A 290-nucleotide genomic window follows, 5' to 3' on the forward strand; every position below is an offset into this window, starting at 1 on the left:
TTCCATTCCAAGTAACTACTTCCAAAAGCAGTCCTAGAAATCACTTCTGCAGTCAACAACCTAAACTCCTCATACACGTTGATTTCTCTACCTTCTTCGTGATTTTGCCATCTTTCGAGCATCGTCTCGACACTGGCAATCATTGCAGGAACCATACCCTTCAAGCTCTCTGTTTGGAAGGCATGATTAGCTAGTTTCCTCATTTTTGCCCACTTTTCACCCGTAGACACAACAATCCCATCTCCAAATATCCCCTTCACAATATCACTAGGCTTGATTTTGGTATAAAC

1 protein-coding gene is annotated in these 290 nt (G+C 42.1%); it reads right to left on the reverse strand.

Going from position 1 to position 290, the window contains the following annotated elements; translation table 11 throughout:
* On the reverse strand, positions 1-290 hold a 290-nt coding region (locus DL891_RS17220; RefSeq protein WP_157962612.1), incomplete at both ends, for a cytochrome P450.

This window comes from Homoserinimonas sp. OAct 916 (assembly GCF_003260275.1).
Classification (GTDB): Bacteria; Actinomycetota; Actinomycetes; order Actinomycetales; family Microbacteriaceae; genus OACT-916.